Below are 16733 nucleotides of genomic sequence, written 5' to 3' on the forward strand. Positions count from 1 at the left end.
TGCATGCTGGATCTGACCGTCATCCCCGCCACCAATGCCGCCGATCTGCCGGCTGCGCCGCTGCGCTTGCGGCATTGGATCGGCGGCGCGTGGGTCGATAGCGCGGATGGCGCGACAAGCGAACGGCGCTCGCCCGCGCATGGCGTGGCGGTGTCGGTCGCGGCCAAGGGCGGCAGGGCTGAGGCCGAGGCTGCCATCGCTGCGGCAAGAAACGCTTTCGATACAGGCGCATGGCCCAAAACCTCGGGCAAGGAGCGGGCGACGCTTCTGCTCAAGGTCGCCGACCTGATCGACCGCGACCGCGCCAAGATCGCCCGGCAGGAGGTGCTGGAATCCGGCAAACCCATCGCGCAGGCCATGGCCGAGATCGAGGGCGCCGCCGATATCTGGCGCTATGCGGCGGCATTGGCGCGCACGCAATCGGGCGAAAGCCACAACAGCCTTGGTCCCGACATGCTGGGGCTGGTGCTGAAGGAACCCATCGGGGTGGTGTCGCTCATAACCCCTTGGAATTTCCCGTTTCTCATCATCTCGCAAAAGCTGCCCTTTGCGCTCGCGGCGGGCTGCACGGCAGTGGTCAAACCCTCGGAACTGACACCGGGCACGACCGTGATGCTGGGTGAACTTCTAGAAGAAGCGGGCCTGCCCCAGGGCGTGTGCAACATCGTCCTGGGCTATGGCGACCCGGTGGGCGAGGTGCTGTCGACGGATGCCCGCGTCGACATGGTGTCCTTCACCGGATCGACCGGCGTTGGCAAACGGATCACCGCCGCAGCCTCCGCAACGCTCAAGAAAGTGTCACTGGAACTGGGGGGCAAGAACCCGCAGGTCATCTTTGCCGATGCCGATCTGGATCAGGCCGCCGATGCCATCGCCTTTGGCGTCTATTTCAACGCGGGCGAATGCTGCAATTCGGGCAGCCGGATCATCGTCCACGAAGATGTCGCCGCCGAACTGGTCGACAAGATCGTGGCGCTCAGCCGCAAGGTGCCCTTTGGCGATCCGCTCGATCCGCGCACGCAGGTGGGCGCGATCATCTCGCCCGAGCATCTGGACAAGATCGACGGCTATGTCCGGGGTGCGGTGGCGGCAGGCGCGCGCGTGGCGCTGGGCGGTGCGGCGCTGCCCGTGGGGGGATTGGGCGCGCAATTCTACCAGCCCACCATCGTCACCGATGTCCGCCCCGAGATGGCCATCGCCCGCGAAGAGGTGTTCGGCCCGGTCCTGTCGGTCCTGACCTTTCGCACGGCGGACGAGGCCATCGCGCTTGCCAATGACGCGGCCTATGGCCTGTCGGCGGGGGTCTGGAGCCGCGATGTCTCCACCTGTCTGGATTTCATGCGCCGGGTGCGGGCGGGGACAATCTGGACCAACACCTGGATGGACGGGTTCGCGGAACTGCCCTTTGGTGGGTTCAAGGAAAGCGGGCAGGGGCGCGAGCTGGGCCGCTACGGGCTGGAGGAATTCCTCGAGGTCAAGACCGTGCAGATGCGCATCGGCCAGACGCGCGGGGCCTGGGTGGCATGAGCCTAGCGCGGCGGATCGGGCTGGAACAGCCGGTTGAGCCGCTCGGGCGGTTCGCCTGCCATGCGCCTGAGCAGCATTTCCGCCATGGCGCGGCCCGTGGCGCGCAGATCCTCGAACACGGTCCCGATGCGGGGGCGGATATTGTCGAAGATCGGCGAGGCGCGCTTGGCCACGATATCGGCATCGACGCCATGAACCGCCCCGGTATCGGCCAGCGCCGCAAGCGCCACCAGCGCCGTCACCTCGCCCACGCAGACATAGCCATCGGGCGGGTTGGGGCCGCGCCGCGCCTCGGCCAGGGCGGCGGAAATCGCGGCGGTGGGGCTGTCGAGCGTGATACCCGGCACGATCTCGTGGGCGATGCCCGCCTCCCGCGCGGCGGAGACGAAGCCGTAGCGCAGATGCTGGGCAAAGGTGAACTGGTCGCCCGGCAGCACCATGCAGATGCGCCGCCGCCCCTTGGCCACCAGATGGGCCACGGCCTGACGGGCAAAGGTTTCGTTGTCGTAATCGACCCAAGGATGCGGTGCCGTGAATTCGGTGCGGCCATGGCTGACAAAGGGGAAATCCGCCTCCATCAGCAGGCGCACACGGGGATCGAAGGCTTCGGTCCGGGTGAACAAAAGCCCATCGGCAAGGTTGTTGCGCAAGATCGTGCGCACGGGCGCAAGCCGGTCATCGCCGGGGTGGTCGGGCACGACCGTGACGGAATAGCCGGTGCCGGCCAGAACCTCGGTGATGCCGGTCAGGAATTCATGGGTGAAGCCGAGAAATTCATGCTCGGTGTTGAGCAGAAGCGAGATCACCTGCGTCCGGCCCGTGCGCAGGCGGCGCGCGGCGCGGTCGGGGATATAGCCCAGCCGTTTGGCCATCTCGGCGACCGTCGCGCGGGTCTTGGCGGCGATTCGCGGATCATCGGCCAGGGCCCGCGATACGGTCGCCACCGAAAAGCCCGTGGCCTGCGCCAGCGTGCGCAGGGTGGGTTTTTCGCCATGCCCATGCAGGGCGGAAAGGCTGCTGTCGTCGGTCATCGGGCGTTGCCGGGCCTGTGGTTGGAGCTTGGCCATATTGACAGGCATTTCAAACGTTTCAACATGAAAACCGTTGCACATGAAAATGCCGCGATGCAGAAAAATGCTGCATATGCAGGGCGTTTTGTGGGTTTGCCATGCGCCCCCGTCGAAAATTATCAGTTGACGGAAGGCCAAATTATAACGTTTTAATTTACGCAAGCCCGTAAGGGCGTGGTCAATCAGGGAGGAACCGAAACATGACCATGATGAAGAAACTGCACATGAGCGCCGCCATTCTGGCGCTGTCGACCACGGCGGTCGCAGCCCAGGAGGTCGAGGTGCTGCACTGGTGGACATCCGGTGGCGAAGCTGCCGCCGTGGGCACGCTGCGCGACACGCTGGCCGCTGGCGGCATCGGCTGGCAGGACATGCCCGTCGCAGGGGGCGGCGGCTCTGACGCCATGACCGTTCTGCGCGCTCGCGTCACCGCAGGCGATGCACCGACCGCCGTTCAGATGCTCGGCTTCTCGATCCAGGATTGGGCCGCCGAAGGCGCGCTGGCCAACCTTGACGCGCTGGCCGCCGAACAGGGCTGGAACGACGTGGTTCCCGCAGCGCTTCAGGCGTTCTCGACCTATGACGGCCACTGGGTTGCCGCCCCTGTGAACGTCCACTCGACCAACTGGGTCTGGGCCAACAGCGCGCTGATGGCGGAGCTGGGCATCGAACAGCCGACCAGCTGGGACGAATTCGTCGCCGCGATGGAAGCCGCCGAGGCCGCAGGCCACGTGGCGCTCGCCCATGGCGGTCAGGCCTGGCAGGACGCGACCATCTTCGATTCGATGGTGATGGGCGTCGGCGGGCCGGACTTCTACCAGGCCGCGATGGTCGACCTGGACCCCGCAGCGCTGGGGTCGGACACGATGGTCGAAGCGTTCCAGCGCATGGAAACGCTGCGTGGTTTCGTCGATGACAACTTCTCGGGCCGCGACTGGAACCTCGCCACCGCGATGGTCATCAACGGCGAAGCGCTGTTCCAGATCATGGGCGACTGGGCCAAGGGTGAATTCGTCAATGCGGGCCTGACCGCCGGCAACGAATTCCAGTGCTTCCGCGTGCCCGGCACCGAAGGCACCGTCACCTTCAACTCCGACCAGTTCGCCATGTTCAACGTGAGCGACCCGGCAGCCCAGGAAGCCCAGCTCGCCATGGCCTCGGCCGTGCTGAGCCCGGAATTCCAGGTCGCCTTCAACCTCGTCAAGGGCTCGGTGCCCGCGCGCACCGACATCCCCTCGGACCAGTTCGACGCTTGTGGCCAGATGGGCATGGCGCAGCTGGCCGAAGCTGCGGCAAACGGTGGCCTCTTCGGGTCGATGGCGCATGGCCATGCCAACCCGCCCGCCGTGCAGAACGCGATGTATGACGTGATCACCGCGCATTTCAACGGCGAGTATGACGCCGCAACCGCCGCCGCCGAACTGGTGACGGCTGTCGAGATCGCCCAGTAATCACGGGCGTTTCGGACCGGCCCCCCTTGCGGGGCCGGTTCATTTTCTCCGGGCGCAGGGCCCGGTTTCCAGTCGCCGCAAAGGGGGAGAGGGGCCGATGGCCACAACGACCGACACGGGCGCGGATTTCCGCACGCGGTTGCAGGAATGGCTGCCCAAGCTGGTGCTGTCCCCGTCGCTGGCGATCATGCTGGTCTTCGTCTACGGCTTCATCGCCTTCACCATCTACCTCAGCTTCACCGACAGCCGGATGCTGCCGTCCTATGGCTGGGTGGGTTTCGACAATTACGACCGGTTGTTCCGGGTGCGCGAATGGAATGTCGCGCTGACGAACCTTGCGATCTTTGCCTCGCTCTACATCGTGATCTGCACGCTGATCGGCCTGACCCTGGCCATCCTGCTCGACCAGAAGATCCGGGGCGAGGGCGTGTTGCGCCCCATTTTCCTTTATCCGATGGCCCTGTCCTTCATCGTCACGGGGACGGCGTGGAAATGGTTTCTCGACCCGGCCATCGGGCTGGAAAACACCATGCAGCTCTGGGGCTGGGAAAGTTTCACCTTCGACTGGATCAAGGACCGCGAGATGGCGATCTATACAATCGTCATCGCCGCCGTCTGGCAATCCTCGGGCTTTGTCATGGCGATGTTTCTTGCGGGCCTGCGCGGGATCGACAACGAGATCCTCAAGGCCGCGCAAATGGATGGCGCGTCGAACTGGAACCTCTATCGCCGGATCATCCTGCCGCAGCTGCGCCCCGCCTTCCTGTCGGCCTTCGTGATCCTGAGCCATCTCGCGATCAAGTCCTATGACCTTGTCATCGCGCTGACGGGTGGGGGCCCCGGCAATGCCACGGCGCTGCCTGCGACCTTCATGTATTCCTACACTTTCACGCGTAACCAGATGGGGATCGGTGCTGCCTCGGCGGTCATCATGCTGATGACCATCGCCGCGATCATGGTCCCCTACCTCTACGCCGAACTGCGGGAGAAGAAGTGATGGCTGTCGCATCCACCGAAACCGCGATCCGGTCCTCGAATGCCGCGCGGGTGTTCATCTATCTCGTGCTGCTCCTGTTCGCGCTGTTCTACCTTTTGCCCTTCGGCATCATGCTGGTGAACTCGCTCAAACCCCTGTCGGAAATCACCGGCGGCAACATGATCGCCCTGCCGCAGGATTGGACGATCGCGCCCTGGCTGTCGGCATGGTCCACGGCCCAGATCGGGGTCGAGCCGACGGGCCTGCGCCCCTATTTCATCAATTCCATCGTGATGGCCGTGCCAGCCGTGGTCCTGTCGACGGTGGTGGGGGCGCTGAACGGCTATGTCCTGACCAAGTGGCATTTCCGCGGCGCCACGATCATCTTTGGCCTCTTGCTGTTCTCGTGCTTCATCCCGTTCCAGATCGTGCTGATCCCGATGGCGCGCATCCTTGGGATTCTGGATGTGGCGGGGACGACGACGGGCTTGATCCTTGTGCATTTCGTCTACGGGATCGGCTTCACCACGCTCTATTTCCGCAATTACTACGCGGCCTTCCCGACAGAACTGGTGCGCGCGGCGCAAATCGATGGGGCGGGGTTCTTCCAGATCTTCTGGCGGATCATGCTGCCCTCGTCGGGGCCGATCATCGCGGTCAGCTTCATCTGGCAATTCACCAATATCTGGAACGACTTTCTGTTCGGGGCCTCCTTTGCCTCGGGGGGCGGGGCGCCGATGACGGTGGCGCTCAACAATCTCGTCAACTCTTCCACGGGGGTGCGCGAATACAACGTGCATTTCGCAGGTGCCATCATGGCCGCCGCCCCCACGCTTCTCGTTTATATCGTCGCGGGCCGCTATTTCGTGCGCGGTCTGATGGCGGGTTCTGTGAAAGGATAACCCGATGGGCTTTCTCGACATCGACAATGTCACCAAGTCCTATGGCGCGGTCGAAGTGCTGCACAAGGTCGACATCGCCGTGGAAGAGGGGGAATTCCTTGTCCTCGTCGGCCCCTCGGGCTGCGGCAAGTCCACGCTTCTGAACATGATCGCGGGGCTGGAGGGGATCACCTCGGGCGAGATCCGGATCAAGGACCGGGTGATGAACGGCGTGCACCCGTCGCGGCGCAACATCGCGATGGTGTTCCAATCCTACGCGCTCTACCCCAACATGACGGTGGGCAAGAACATCACCTTTGGCCTCGAGATGCATGGCACGCCCAAGCCCGAGCGGGAAAAGGCGATGAAGGATGTGGCCCAGCTCTTGCAGATCGAGCATCTCCTGGACCGCAAGCCGGGGCAATTGTCGGGCGGTCAGCGTCAGCGGGTGGCGATGGGCCGCGCGCTGGTGCGCAACCCCGATGTGTTCCTCTTTGACGAGCCGCTGTCGAACCTCGACGCGAAACTGCGCGTCGACATGCGGACCGAGATCAAGAAGCTGCACCACCGGCTGGGCACGACCATCGTCTATGTCACCCATGACCAGATCGAGGCGATGACGCTCTCGACCCGGATCGCGGTCATGTTCAACGGCTATGTCCAGCAGCTCGGCACACCCAAGGAGATCTACGACACCCCCGCCAACCTGTTCGTTGCGACCTTCATGGGCAGCCCCGCGATGAATGTCCTCAAGGTCCGGCTGGAGGAGCGCAACGGCATCCCCCATGCCGTGATGGCCGGGGCCGATGGCGGCGAACGCGCGCTGGCCATGCCCCATGCGCCCGCCGCCGCCCGATCCTATCTGGGGCGCGAGGTGATGCTGGGCATCCGCCCCGAGGCGATCACCGACCCCGAGGGCGCGGACCGCAACGCCCGCAACATCCAGCCGCTGGCCAATACCGTCGGGGTGACCGAACCCGCCGGGGCCGACACCTTTGTCACCATGACGCTCGCGGGCAAGGATTGCGTCGCGCGGATGCGGGCGGATGCCGATGTGCGGCCCGGCCAACCCTTTGATTTCGCGGTCAACATGGACAAGGCGGTGCTCTTCGACATCGAGACCGAGACCCGCATCGCTTGATCCCGCGCCCGCAGGTCATCTCGGCCTGCGGGCGATTTTTTCCGCTGGAATTGGAACGATCCAATAGCTAAGTTGCAAGGGCAGGGAGGATCAGGTGAGCGACGCCGATATCATCATCGTCGGCTCCGGCATGGGGGGCGCGACGCTGGCCGCGGGGCTGGCGGCGACGGGCCTGCGCATCCTGATCCTGGAGCGCGGTGAAAGGCTGGAGGATTGTGCCGAGGCGCGCGATCCCGCAGCGATCTTTGGCAAGGGCCATTTCCGCCCCGCCGAGACATGGCTGACGCCCGAGGGCGCGCGATTCAATCCCGGCAATTACGCCTGCGTCGGCGGCAATTCCAAATTCTACGGCGCGGTGATGATCCGCTACCGCGAGGCCGATTTCGCCCCCATCCGCCACATGGGCGGCACCACACCCGGCTGGCCCTTTGCCTATGACACGCTCGCGCCGTGGTACACCCAAGCCGAGGCGCTCTATCAGGTGCGCGGGCAGGGCGGCATCGACCCGACCGAACCGCCGCGCGCCGCCGACTACCTTTTTCCCCCCGTCCCGCATGAGCCCGCCATCGTCGATCTCGACCACCGCCTGCGCGGGGTCGGCCTCCACCCCGCGCCCCTGCCGCTGGCCGTCGACATCGACCGCTGGCTTGCGCGCGCCGCAACGCCCTGGGATGCCTTCCCCGACACGACGGGCGGCAAGCTCGACGCCGAAACCGCCGCGCTGACGCTCGCGTTGCAGCACCCCAATGTGCGGCTGCAAACCGGCGTCACCGTGCACCGGATCGAGGCCGAGGGCGACCGCATCACCGGTCTTCTTACCAGCGCCGGGCGTCTGACCGCGCCGCGTATCGTGCTGGCGGCAGGGGCGGTGCACACCGCCGCGCTGCTCCTGCGATCCGCCAATGCCGATCATCCCACGGGCCTTGCCAACCGCTCGGATCAGGTCGGGCGCAATTTCATGAACCACAACGCCTCGGCCCTGCTGGCGGTCTCGCCCCGCCGCAACGCGTCGATCTACCAGAAAACCCTGATGCTGAACGATTGGTATCTGACCGGCGGACCCAAGGGGGAACCGCTGGGCAATATCCAGCTTCTGGGCCGGGTTTCCGCCCCGATCCTTGCCGCGCAAACGGGTCTGCCGCGCGCCCTGGCCAAGCTGATCGCGGATCGCGCCATCGATTTCTATGTCATGTCCGAGGATCTGCCCGACCCCGACAGCCGCGTCAGGGTCCGGGGCGATGACATCGTGCTGGACTGGCGGCGCTCCAACTGGGCGGCGCATGAGGCATTGGTCGCCCGCCTCAAGACCGCGCTCCGCAAGGCGGGGTTCCCCGTGCTTCTGTCCAAGCCCTTCGACCGCAGCACGCCGTCCCATCAATGCGGCACCGCGCGGCTGGGCGCAGATCCCGCAACCAGCGTGACAGATTCCTATGGCCGCTGCCACGATCACCCCAATCTCTGGATCTGCGACGCGTCGCTCTTGCCGACCTCGGCGGCGGTGAACCCGTCGCTCACCATCGCGGCGCTGGCTTTGCGGCAGGCGGATCGCATCGCGCAGGAGGCCGCATGAGACGCGCATTGATCACCGGCGGGCAGCAGGGCATCGGGTTGGGAATCGCGCAAGCGCTCCATGGCGCGGGCTGGCAGGTGGCGCTTGCCGCCGAGCTGTCGCCGGAGGCGGCGGTGGTGCAATCCGCCCTGGCCGGGATGCCGGGTGCGACCTATCACCGGCATGACCTGACGGACCTTGCGTCCATCCCCGCGCTGCTCGATGCCGTGGGGCCGGTCACGACGCTGATCTCCAACGCAGGCGTGCCTGCGATGGTGCGCGGCGACCTCTTGGACATGAAGCCCGACAGTTTCGACCGCTGCATCGACGTGAACCTGCGCGGTGCCTTCTTTCTTGCACAAGATTGCGCGCGGCGGATGCGTGACCTGCCGCCCGATCCCTACCGGTCGATCTGTTTCATCACCTCGGTCTCTGCCACGATGGTCTCGCCCGACCGCGCGGAATACTGCATCTCCAAGGCAGGGGCCGCCATGATGGCGCAAGCCTTTGCCGCGCGGCTTGCGCCCGAGAATATCGGCGTCTTCGACATCCGTCCCGGCATCATCGAAACGCCGATGACCGCGCCCGTCCGCGACCGCTATGACAGCCGCATCGCCGATGGCCTTGTCCCCGCCCGCCGCTGGGGCAATCCCGCCGATATCGCGCAAGTGATCCTGCCGCTTGCGCGCGGCGATTTCGCCTTTGCCACCGGGGCCGTGATCCCCGTCGATGGCGGGCTTTCCATTCACCGGCTCTAAAGGGGCGATCATGGCCGAGGGGTTCGATTACATCATCATCGGCGGCGGCAGCGCGGGCTGTGTCCTGGCCGGCCGCCTGTCCGAGGATACGACGGCACGGGTGCTGCTGCTGGAGGCCGGGGGGCGCGACCGCAACCCGCTTTATCACCTGCCCGCAGGTTTCGCGAAAATGACCAAGGGCCTGGGCTCCTGGGGCTGGGAAACCGTGCCGCAGCGCCACATGAAGGGGCGCGTCTTTAACTATACCCAAGGCAAGGTCATCGGCGGCGGCTCCAGCCTCAACGCGCAGATCTACACGCGCGGCAATGCGCAGGATTACGACGAATGGCGGCAGATGGGCTGTGACGGCTGGGCCTACGACGATGTCCTGCCGTATTTCCGCAAGGCCGAGGACAACGACACCTACGACAACCGCTACCACGGCAAGGGCGGCCCCTTGGGCGTATCCCAACCCATCGCCCCCCTGCCGATCTGCGAGGCGTATTTCGAGGCGGCCGCCGCCCTCGGCATCCCGCGCAACATGGACATCAACGGCGAAACACAGGATGGCGTCTGCTATTACCAGCTGACCCAGCGCAACGCGCGCCGCTCCTCTGCCGCGATGGCCTATGTCGCCCCGAACGAGGGGCGGGCGAACCTGACCATCAAAACCGGCGCGCAGGTGCGGCGCATCACGGTCACGGGCGGCCGCGCCACGGGCGTCGAGTTGATGGACGGCACCCATGTCACCGCGACGACCGAGGTCATCCTGTCCTCCGGCGCCATCGGCTCCCCGCGCCTGTTGCAGCTGTCGGGCATCGGTCCGGCGGATCATCTGCAGGAACTGGGGATCGACGTGATCCTCGACCAGCCACAGGTGGGCGAGAACCTGCAAGATCACCTCGATCTTTATTGCATCGTGGAACTGAGCGGCCCCTACAGCTACGACCGCTACGCCAAACCGCACTTGGCCGCCCTTGCCGGTCTGCAATACCTGCTGACGCGCAAGGGGCCGGTCGCCTCCTCGCTCTTTGAAACGGGCGGGTTCTGGTATGCCGACCGGGACGCCCGTTCCCCCGATATCCAGTTCCATCTCGGCCTTGGCACCGGCATCGAAAAGGGTGTCGCGGCCATGCCGCAGGGGGGCGTGACGCTCAATTCCTGCCACCTGCGCCCGCGCTCGCGTGGCAGCGTGCGGCTGGCCTCCAGCGATCCGGCCAAGGCCCCGCTGATCGACCCGAATTACCTGTCCGATCCCCATGACCGCGAGATGTCGATCCGGGGGCTGAAACTGACGCAAGAGATCATGGCCCAGGCGCCCCTTGCCAACTACGTGCTGGCCGAACGCCTGCCGGGGCCGGATGTGCGCACGGATCAGGACTATTTCGACTTCATCTGCGAACATTCCAAGACCTCGCACCATTGCGCGGGCACCTGCCGGATGGGCAGCGATCCTGCCGCCGTGGTCGACCCCCGCCTGCGGTTGAACGGCATCGCGGGGCTGCGCGTGGTGGACAATTCCATCATGCCCAAGGTCATTTCCTCCAACACCAATGCCGCCGCCATCATGATCGGCGAGAAAGCCGCCGACATGATCCGCCAAGACGCGAGGGCCTGAGATGCTGCTGCCGACCTATGCCGGAACGCTGGAGGACTACCGCCTGTCGGGCGACCCGCTGACCCCGCGCAGCCCCCGTGTGGCGCTCACCCGCACCGCCTTTGCCGCGGCCCATGTCATCAGCGACCCGATGGCCGAACGCAGCCCGTGGGATGGCCGCCCCGCCGTCGATTGGGAGGCGACACTGGGCTTTCGCCACCGGCTCTGGGATCAGGGTCTGGGTCTGGCCGAGGCGATGGATACCGCGCAGCGCGGCATGGGCGTGGATTGGCCCACCGCGCTCGAATTGATCCAACGCACCATGGCCGAGGCGCGGGCCCATCCCCTGCGCCCCCGCGTCGCCTGTGGCGCGGGCACCGATCACCTGACCCTGTCCGATCTCACCAGCCTTGACGCGATCCTTGCCGCCTATCGCACCCAGATGGAGGCGATCGAGGCCGCAGGCGGCCAGATCATCCTGATGGCCACCCGCGCCCTGCCCGCGATCAAGGCGGGGCCTGAGGATTACGCCGCGCTTTACGGAAAACTTATAGAAGAATCCGCAAACCCCGTGATCCTGCACTGGCTGGGCGACATGTTCGACCCCGCCCTGACCGGCTATTGGGGCGCGCAGGATATCGCGACGGCCAACAATGTCGTCCTCGACATCATCACGCGCCACGCCGCCAAGATCGACGGGATCAAGATCAGCCTCCTCGATCAGGCGCACGAGGAATCGTTCCGCGCCAAGCTGCCGCCCGGTGTCCGCCTCTATACCGGCGACGATTTCAACTACGCCCCCCTGATCGAGGGCGACGGGACCCGCCATTCCCACGCGCTTCTGGGCATCTTTGCCGCCATCGCCCCCGCCGCCTCCCAGGCGCTGGAGGCGCTGGCGATGGGCGACAGCGCCACCTATCACGCGCTCTTCGCGCCCACCGTGCCCCTCAGCCGCGAAATCTTCAAACCACCGACCCGGTTCTACAAGGCGGGCATCGCCTTTCTGAGCTGGCTCAACGGCACGCAAAGCCATTTCATCATGCCCGGCGGCTTCCAATCCTCGCGCGAGATTGCGCATTACGCGCAGGTCTACCGCCTGGCCGATCAGGCGCGGCTCCTGTCCGACCCCGATCTGGCCCAAACCCGGATGCGATCGCTCTTGGCCTTGCACGGGATCGGCGGCTAACTAGGGCGCATGATCCGCCGCCCCACCATCCTCGATGTCGCCGCCCGCGCGGGCGTGTCGAAATCCACCGTGTCCCTGGTCCTGCAAGGGTCCAAACAGGTGCGCCCCGAAACCCGCGCCGCCGTTGAACGGGCCATGGCCGAGATCGGCTATGTCTACAACCGCGCGGCGGCCAACCTGCGCTCGGCCTCGGTGGGTCTGGTGGGTCTTGTGATCAACGACCTGCGCAACCCGTTTTTCACCGAATTCGCGACCAGCCTGCAAATGGCGCTCGCGGCCGAAGGCTATGCCACCGTCATCGCCAATTCCGACGAGGATGCAGAGCTTCAGGCGAAACTGGTGGGCTCCATGATCGAACATGGCGTGTCCGCGCTCGTCATCTCGCCCGCCTATGGCGGCGCGTCCGAGACCTTCGACCAATTGGCGCGCACCGGCCTGCCGGTGATGCAGGTGCTGCGCAAGATGGATGAGCGGACCGATCTCTTTCCCTTCGCCAGTTTCGATTATGCCAGCGGCAGCGCCATGGCCGCGCGCCACCTGCTCGAACAGGGCGCGCGCAACATCGCCTTTGTCGGGGGGCTGCCGGGCCGCGCCATCACGCGCGAACGCAAATCCGGCTGGCGCGAGGTGCTGAAATCCGAAGGGCATCAGGAAATCGCGCTCCACGGCAAATCCAGCCGCGCCTTCGGCATGCAGGCGGCGGGACAGCTCATCGCCGATCACCCCGATGTCGATGCCGCGATCTGTTTCAACGATCTCGTGGCGCTGGGCCTGATGGCCGGTTTCGCCCGCGCCGGTCGGCCCATCGGGGCGGAATTCCGCGTCGTCGGCTTCGACGATATCGAAGAGGCGCAACAGGCCTGGCCGCCGCTCTCCTCGGTCGCTTGCGATATCGCCGGCTTCGCCCGCGACACGGCCACGCGCCTCTTGGCCTGGATGGTGGAGGGGCAGCGCCCCGCCCCCGAATTGCGCAGCCCCGTCCATCTCGTTTCCCGCATGTCCAGCACGGGCCATCCAGAATGACCCCCCCCGATCTGCTCCGCGCGATGTTCGACCGCGCCGTCGCCGTCGCCGACCCGATGCAAAGCCTTGGCCAGCGCCTGCCGCCCAAGCCGCCCGGCCGGGTTGTCGTGATCGGCGCGGGCAAGGCCAGCGCCCGCATGGCCGAAGCGGTCGAGGCCGCATGGGGCCCCTGCGAGGGCCTGGTCATCACCCGCTACGGCTATGCCCGCCCCTGCAAGGGGATCGAGATCGTGGAGGCGGCCCACCCCGTCCCCGATGCCGCAGGCGTCGCCGCCACCCGCCGGATGCTCGACCTCCTGTCCGGGCTGGGGGAGGGGGATTTCGTCCTCGCCCTCATCTCGGGCGGTGGCTCCGCCCTGCTCTGTGCGCCCGCACCCGGCATCACGCTGTCCGAGAAACAGGCGCTGACCCAGGGCCTCTTGGCCTCGGGCGCGCCCATCGGCGACATCAACGGCATCCGCAAGGAGATATCGGCGGTCAAGGGCGGACGGCTCGCCGCCGCAGCCTATCCCGCACGGATGCTCGCGCTGATGATCTCGGATGTTCCGGGCGATGATCCGGGCGATATCGCCTCTGGCCCCACGGTCGGGCATCGCGGCGATGCGGCCCGCGCGCTGGCCACGCTCGCCCGCTGGGGCGTCACGCCGCCCCCCTCCATCGACGCCTTCCTGCGCGCGGGCGGTGACCCGGTCCTGCCCGATGATCCGCGCCTGTCGCGGGTGGAAAACGTGATCTACGCCGCCCCCGCCCAATCTCTGGCCGCCGCCGCCGATCTGGCCCGCGCGCAGGGTTACGCCGTCGACATCCTCGGCGACGCGCTGGAGGGGGAGGCGCGCGAGGTCGCCACCATCCACGCCACCCTGGCCCGCGCCGCCAAGGGTCCGCGCCTGATCCTGTCGGGCGGTGAGCTGACCGTGACGCGGCGCGGCGACGGAATAGGGGGCCCCAATGCCGAATACGCGCTGGCGCTGGCGCTGGCCCTCGATGGCGCACCGGGGATCCATGCCATCGCCTGCGACACCGATGGCGTCGATGGCGCGGCCGAGGTCGCGGGCGCGCTCATCGGCCCCGATACGCTGGCGCGCGCCGCATCCGCAGGCATCGACGCGGCCGGGGCGCTGGCGCAGAACGATGCCCATAATTTCTTCTACAAGATCGGCGGGCAGGTCGTCACCGGCCCCACCCTCACCAACGTGAACGACTTCCGCGCCATCCTGATCGAAGGCTAGACCATGCTGCACCATATCGTCCTGATGGACCCCGACGGGCCCGAGGCGCTGGCCGCGATCAAGGCCGCCATGCCGATCCTTGCCGCCGTCTGTGACGCTCTGCCGGGTGCCTCCGGCTTCACCCATGGCCCCAACCGCGATTTCGAGGGGAAATCGGCGCGCTATACCTACGGCTTCTCGGTCCATTTCACCGATCGCGCCGCCCATCTCGCCTATGAACAGCACCCCGACCATATCCGCGCGGGCGGCATGCTGGTTGCCGCCTGCCGGGGTGGTCACGACGGGATTTTCGTCGCCGATCTCGAGGTCTGAACTGGCCAAACCTTCGTTGTGCGGGCATCTTTTGCCGAAACCCGGGCAGGATGCGGCGCAGGCATGACCGATACCCATATCTTCTTCGTGGCCGATGGCGAGCGCCTCGAATGGCAAAGCTGGCTTCTGGCGGCAAGCCTTGCCCATGCCCATCGGGGGCGGGGCGATGTCCATCTCTACGCCTATGCCAGCCCCGATTGGCTGGAGCAGGTCGGCCCCGTCACCCGCGCCATCTATGCCGAGGCAGGCGTCGACCTGCGCGCCCTGCCGGAATCGCCCAACTGGGCCAAACCCTATCCGCATGGCAACAAGATCGTCGCGGCGACCGACCACCGCGGGCCCGGGCGCGGCATCTTTCTCGATACCGACATGATCTGCCTCAAACCCCTGACGGAATTGGCCGATCTGCCCGCCACCCACATCGCCGCAGCACCCGAGGGGCGGCCCACATGGGGCCCCGATGACCGCTGGCAGCGCGCCTATGACCATTTCGGCCTGCCGCTCCCCACGTCCCGCGTCCGCCTCTTGCGCGGCGACCGGCCCGAACACCTGCCCTATTTCAACGCGGGCCTCGTCGCCATGCCCGAGGATGCGCAGCCAGACGGCAAACGCTTTGCCGATCACTGGCTCGAAACCGCGCTCGACTTCGACCACAAGTGCAAGATCGCCAACAAGCGCCCCTGGCTCGACCAGATCACCCTGCCGCTCGCCATCGCGCGCTTCGGCTATACCGCCCATGTGCTGGACGAAAGCTGGAACCACGCGCTGTCGCATCGCGGCTCGGCCATCGACCAGACGCCCGATGCGCATATCCTGCACTATCACCGCTTCATGTTCCTGCGCGCCGCCCCGCAATGGCCGGGCATCTTGCAACGCTTCTTCGACCTCGTGCCAAGGGCGCAGCACCCCGCCGCAACCGACCGCCTGCGCGAGATGAACCTTCTACCCTAAAGAGCGTCGCGATAACGCGCCGCTCCTTTTCTTTCTGACTTCGCATGTCCGGGGAGCGCAAAACCGGTTCCCACTTTTGCGCGACATGCTTCAGCGCGCCAGCAACGCCTCTACCTCGGCACGGGTGGGCATCGCCGCCGCCGCCCCCGCCCGCGTGACCGAGATCGCGGCAACGGCGGTGGCAAAGCGCAAGGCATCCTCCAGCCCCCGCCCTTCGGCCAGCGCCGTGGCGAACCCGCCGTTGAACGCATCGCCTGCGCCGGTTGTATCCACCACCGGCCCTGCGTTGATAGGCGGCACATGCCGCGCGCCCGCCGCATCGCAGACGAGCGCCCCATCGCCCCCCAGCGTCACGATCACCGCCTTGCCCACGCCCTGATCCAGCAATGCGCCCCCAGCCCTCGCCGCGCTGTCGCGGTCCGTCACGGCAATGCCCGTCAACCCCTCGGCCTCCGCCTCGTTCGGGATCAGGTAATCGCAAAGCGCCAGCATCCCTTGGGGCAGGGGGGCCGCAGGCGCAGGGTTCAGGATCGTGATCGCGCCCCCCTCCCGCGCCACGCGCAAAAACGCTTCTGCCGCCGCCATCGGCTGTTCCAGCTGCGTCAGCGCCACCCTAGCCTGTCCGATCGCCTCGGCCTGTGCCGCCACATCCGCCACGCTGATGGCCCCCGCCGCACCGGGACTGACCACGATGGCATTCTTGCCCGTGCCCGTTTCCACGAATATCCCCGCAGCCCCGGTGGGCAGGCTCTCGTCGATCACGGCCAGCGGATGGACCCCCGCCCGGGCCCAGGTCTCCTGCCCCATCGCGCCGAACGTGTCTTTCCCGATCCGGGTCAGGAACCCCACATCGCCCCCCGCCATGGCGGCGGCCACCGCCTGGTTCGACCCCTTGCCGCCGGGGCCAAGGGTGAACCCCGTTCCCAGCACCGTCTCCCCCAACCGGGGCGGCGCGTCACAGCGGAACGCCGCATCGGCCACGAATATGCCAAGGATCACGATATCATGGGGCATGGGCGGACCTTCTCCTTGCGCGCGCGTCCCCAGCCTAGCCGCCCCGCGCGCGCCCTGCCAGCACCCCCTTGCAGCCGCGCGCCCTGCAA

The 16733-nt window shown here is 66.6% G+C and carries 15 protein-coding genes; 13 read left to right on the plus strand and 2 right to left on the minus strand.

The features are described 5' to 3' along the window. The first annotated feature begins 3 nt into the window (after positions 1–3). Positions 4–1527, plus strand: a complete 1524-nt coding sequence (locus tag AABA51_RS00940; RefSeq protein WP_338273491.1) for an aldehyde dehydrogenase family protein — start codon at positions 4–6, stop codon at positions 1525–1527. A gap of 2 nt (positions 1528–1529) precedes the next feature. Here AABA51_RS00940 and AABA51_RS00945 read toward each other — a convergent pair whose 3' ends face one another. Further along, positions 1530–2558: a LacI family transcriptional regulator gene (locus AABA51_RS00945; RefSeq protein WP_338273493.1), complete on the minus strand. Its 1029-nt coding sequence runs from the start codon at positions 2556–2558 to the stop codon at positions 1530–1532. A 239-nt stretch (positions 2559–2797) separates the two neighbouring features. Between AABA51_RS00945 and AABA51_RS00950 the strand changes: the two genes are divergently transcribed. The 12 genes from AABA51_RS00950 (at position 2798) to AABA51_RS01005 (ending at position 15630) form a co-directional block, all read left to right on the plus strand. Then, positions 2798–4048 (plus strand): ABC transporter substrate-binding protein, encoded by a 1251-nt coding sequence (locus AABA51_RS00950; protein ID WP_425328828.1) that lies wholly within the window; start codon positions 2798–2800, stop codon positions 4046–4048. Between the two features lie 97 nt (positions 4049–4145). After that, entirely contained in the window at positions 4146–5045 is a 900-nt protein-coding gene (locus tag AABA51_RS00955; RefSeq protein WP_338273496.1) for a carbohydrate ABC transporter permease, read from the plus strand. Continuing rightward, a complete protein-coding gene (locus AABA51_RS00960; protein ID WP_338273498.1) occupies positions 5045–5926 on the plus strand; it encodes a carbohydrate ABC transporter permease in 882 nt (293 codons plus the stop codon). Before AABA51_RS00955 ends, AABA51_RS00960 begins: the two co-directional genes overlap by 1 nt. 4 nt (positions 5927–5930) lie before the next feature. Beyond that, positions 5931–7046, plus strand: coding sequence for an ABC transporter ATP-binding protein (locus tag AABA51_RS00965; RefSeq protein WP_338273501.1), 1116 nt, complete (start codon positions 5931–5933; stop codon positions 7044–7046). A gap of 94 nt (positions 7047–7140) precedes the next feature. After that, positions 7141–8616 carry an FAD-dependent oxidoreductase gene (locus AABA51_RS00970; RefSeq protein ID WP_338273503.1) on the plus strand — a complete coding sequence of 492 codons (1476 nt, stop codon included), beginning with the start codon at positions 7141–7143 and terminating at the stop codon, positions 8614–8616. Then, positions 8613–9353, plus strand: coding sequence for a 3-ketoacyl-ACP reductase (locus AABA51_RS00975; RefSeq protein ID WP_338273505.1), 741 nt, complete (start codon positions 8613–8615; stop codon positions 9351–9353). The genes AABA51_RS00970 and AABA51_RS00975 overlap by 4 nt, the downstream gene beginning before the upstream one ends. Before the next feature lie 10 nt (positions 9354–9363). Continuing rightward, positions 9364–10950, plus strand: a complete 1587-nt coding sequence (locus AABA51_RS00980; protein WP_425328837.1) for a GMC family oxidoreductase — start codon at positions 9364–9366, stop codon at positions 10948–10950. Position 10951: 1 nt separating this feature from the next. Then, positions 10952–12115 carry a dihydrodipicolinate synthase family protein gene (locus AABA51_RS00985; protein ID WP_338273509.1) on the plus strand — a complete coding sequence of 388 codons (1164 nt, stop codon included), beginning with the start codon at positions 10952–10954 and terminating at the stop codon, positions 12113–12115. Between the two features lie 9 nt (positions 12116–12124). Next, the gene (locus AABA51_RS00990; protein ID WP_338273511.1) at positions 12125–13138 is read left to right on the plus strand and encodes a LacI family DNA-binding transcriptional regulator; all 1014 of its coding nucleotides are present in this window, start codon (positions 12125–12127) and stop codon (positions 13136–13138) included. Beyond that, positions 13135–14367 carry a glycerate kinase type-2 family protein gene (locus AABA51_RS00995; RefSeq protein ID WP_338273514.1) on the plus strand — a complete coding sequence of 411 codons (1233 nt, stop codon included), beginning with the start codon at positions 13135–13137 and terminating at the stop codon, positions 14365–14367. The genes AABA51_RS00990 and AABA51_RS00995 overlap by 4 nt, the downstream gene beginning before the upstream one ends. A gap of 3 nt (positions 14368–14370) precedes the next feature. Then, entirely contained in the window at positions 14371–14679 is a 309-nt protein-coding gene (locus AABA51_RS01000; protein WP_338273516.1) for a Dabb family protein, read from the plus strand. Between the two features lie 63 nt (positions 14680–14742). Next, positions 14743–15630, plus strand: coding sequence for a hypothetical protein (locus tag AABA51_RS01005; RefSeq protein WP_338273518.1), 888 nt, complete (start codon positions 14743–14745; stop codon positions 15628–15630). A 90-nt stretch (positions 15631–15720) separates the two neighbouring features. Here AABA51_RS01005 and AABA51_RS01010 read toward each other — a convergent pair whose 3' ends face one another. Next, positions 15721–16644 (minus strand): ribokinase, encoded by a 924-nt coding sequence (locus tag AABA51_RS01010; protein ID WP_338273520.1) that lies wholly within the window; start codon positions 16642–16644, stop codon positions 15721–15723. Positions 16645–16733: the final 89 nt, after the last annotated feature.

It is taken from the genome of Roseicyclus marinus (genome assembly GCF_036322625.1).
GTDB lineage: Bacteria > Pseudomonadota > Alphaproteobacteria > Rhodobacterales > Rhodobacteraceae > Roseicyclus > Roseicyclus marinus_A.

Coding starts and splice junctions, on each gene's coding strand:
- AABA51_RS00940 (WP_338273491.1), top strand. CDS start 4: ATGCTGGATCTGACCGTCATCCCCGCCACCAATGCCGCCGATCTGCCG.
- AABA51_RS00945 (WP_338273493.1), bottom strand. CDS start 2,558: ATGACCGACGACAGCAGCCTTTCCGCCCTGCATGGGCATGGCGAAAAA.
- AABA51_RS00950 (WP_425328828.1), top strand. CDS start 2,798: ATGACCATGATGAAGAAACTGCACATGAGCGCCGCCATTCTGGCGCTG.
- AABA51_RS00955 (WP_338273496.1), top strand. CDS start 4,146: ATGGCCACAACGACCGACACGGGCGCGGATTTCCGCACGCGGTTGCAG.
- AABA51_RS00960 (WP_338273498.1), top strand. CDS start 5,045: ATGGCTGTCGCATCCACCGAAACCGCGATCCGGTCCTCGAATGCCGCG.
- AABA51_RS00965 (WP_338273501.1), top strand. CDS start 5,931: ATGGGCTTTCTCGACATCGACAATGTCACCAAGTCCTATGGCGCGGTC.
- AABA51_RS00975 (WP_338273505.1), top strand. CDS start 8,613: ATGAGACGCGCATTGATCACCGGCGGGCAGCAGGGCATCGGGTTGGGA.
- AABA51_RS00980 (WP_425328837.1), top strand. CDS start 9,364: ATGGCCGAGGGGTTCGATTACATCATCATCGGCGGCGGCAGCGCGGGC.
- AABA51_RS00985 (WP_338273509.1), top strand. CDS start 10,952: ATGCTGCTGCCGACCTATGCCGGAACGCTGGAGGACTACCGCCTGTCG.
- AABA51_RS00990 (WP_338273511.1), top strand. CDS start 12,125: ATGATCCGCCGCCCCACCATCCTCGATGTCGCCGCCCGCGCGGGCGTG.
- AABA51_RS00995 (WP_338273514.1), top strand. CDS start 13,135: ATGACCCCCCCCGATCTGCTCCGCGCGATGTTCGACCGCGCCGTCGCC.
- AABA51_RS01000 (WP_338273516.1), top strand. CDS start 14,371: ATGCTGCACCATATCGTCCTGATGGACCCCGACGGGCCCGAGGCGCTG.
- AABA51_RS01005 (WP_338273518.1), top strand. CDS start 14,743: ATGACCGATACCCATATCTTCTTCGTGGCCGATGGCGAGCGCCTCGAA.
- AABA51_RS01010 (WP_338273520.1), bottom strand. CDS start 16,644: ATGCCCCATGATATCGTGATCCTTGGCATATTCGTGGCCGATGCGGCG.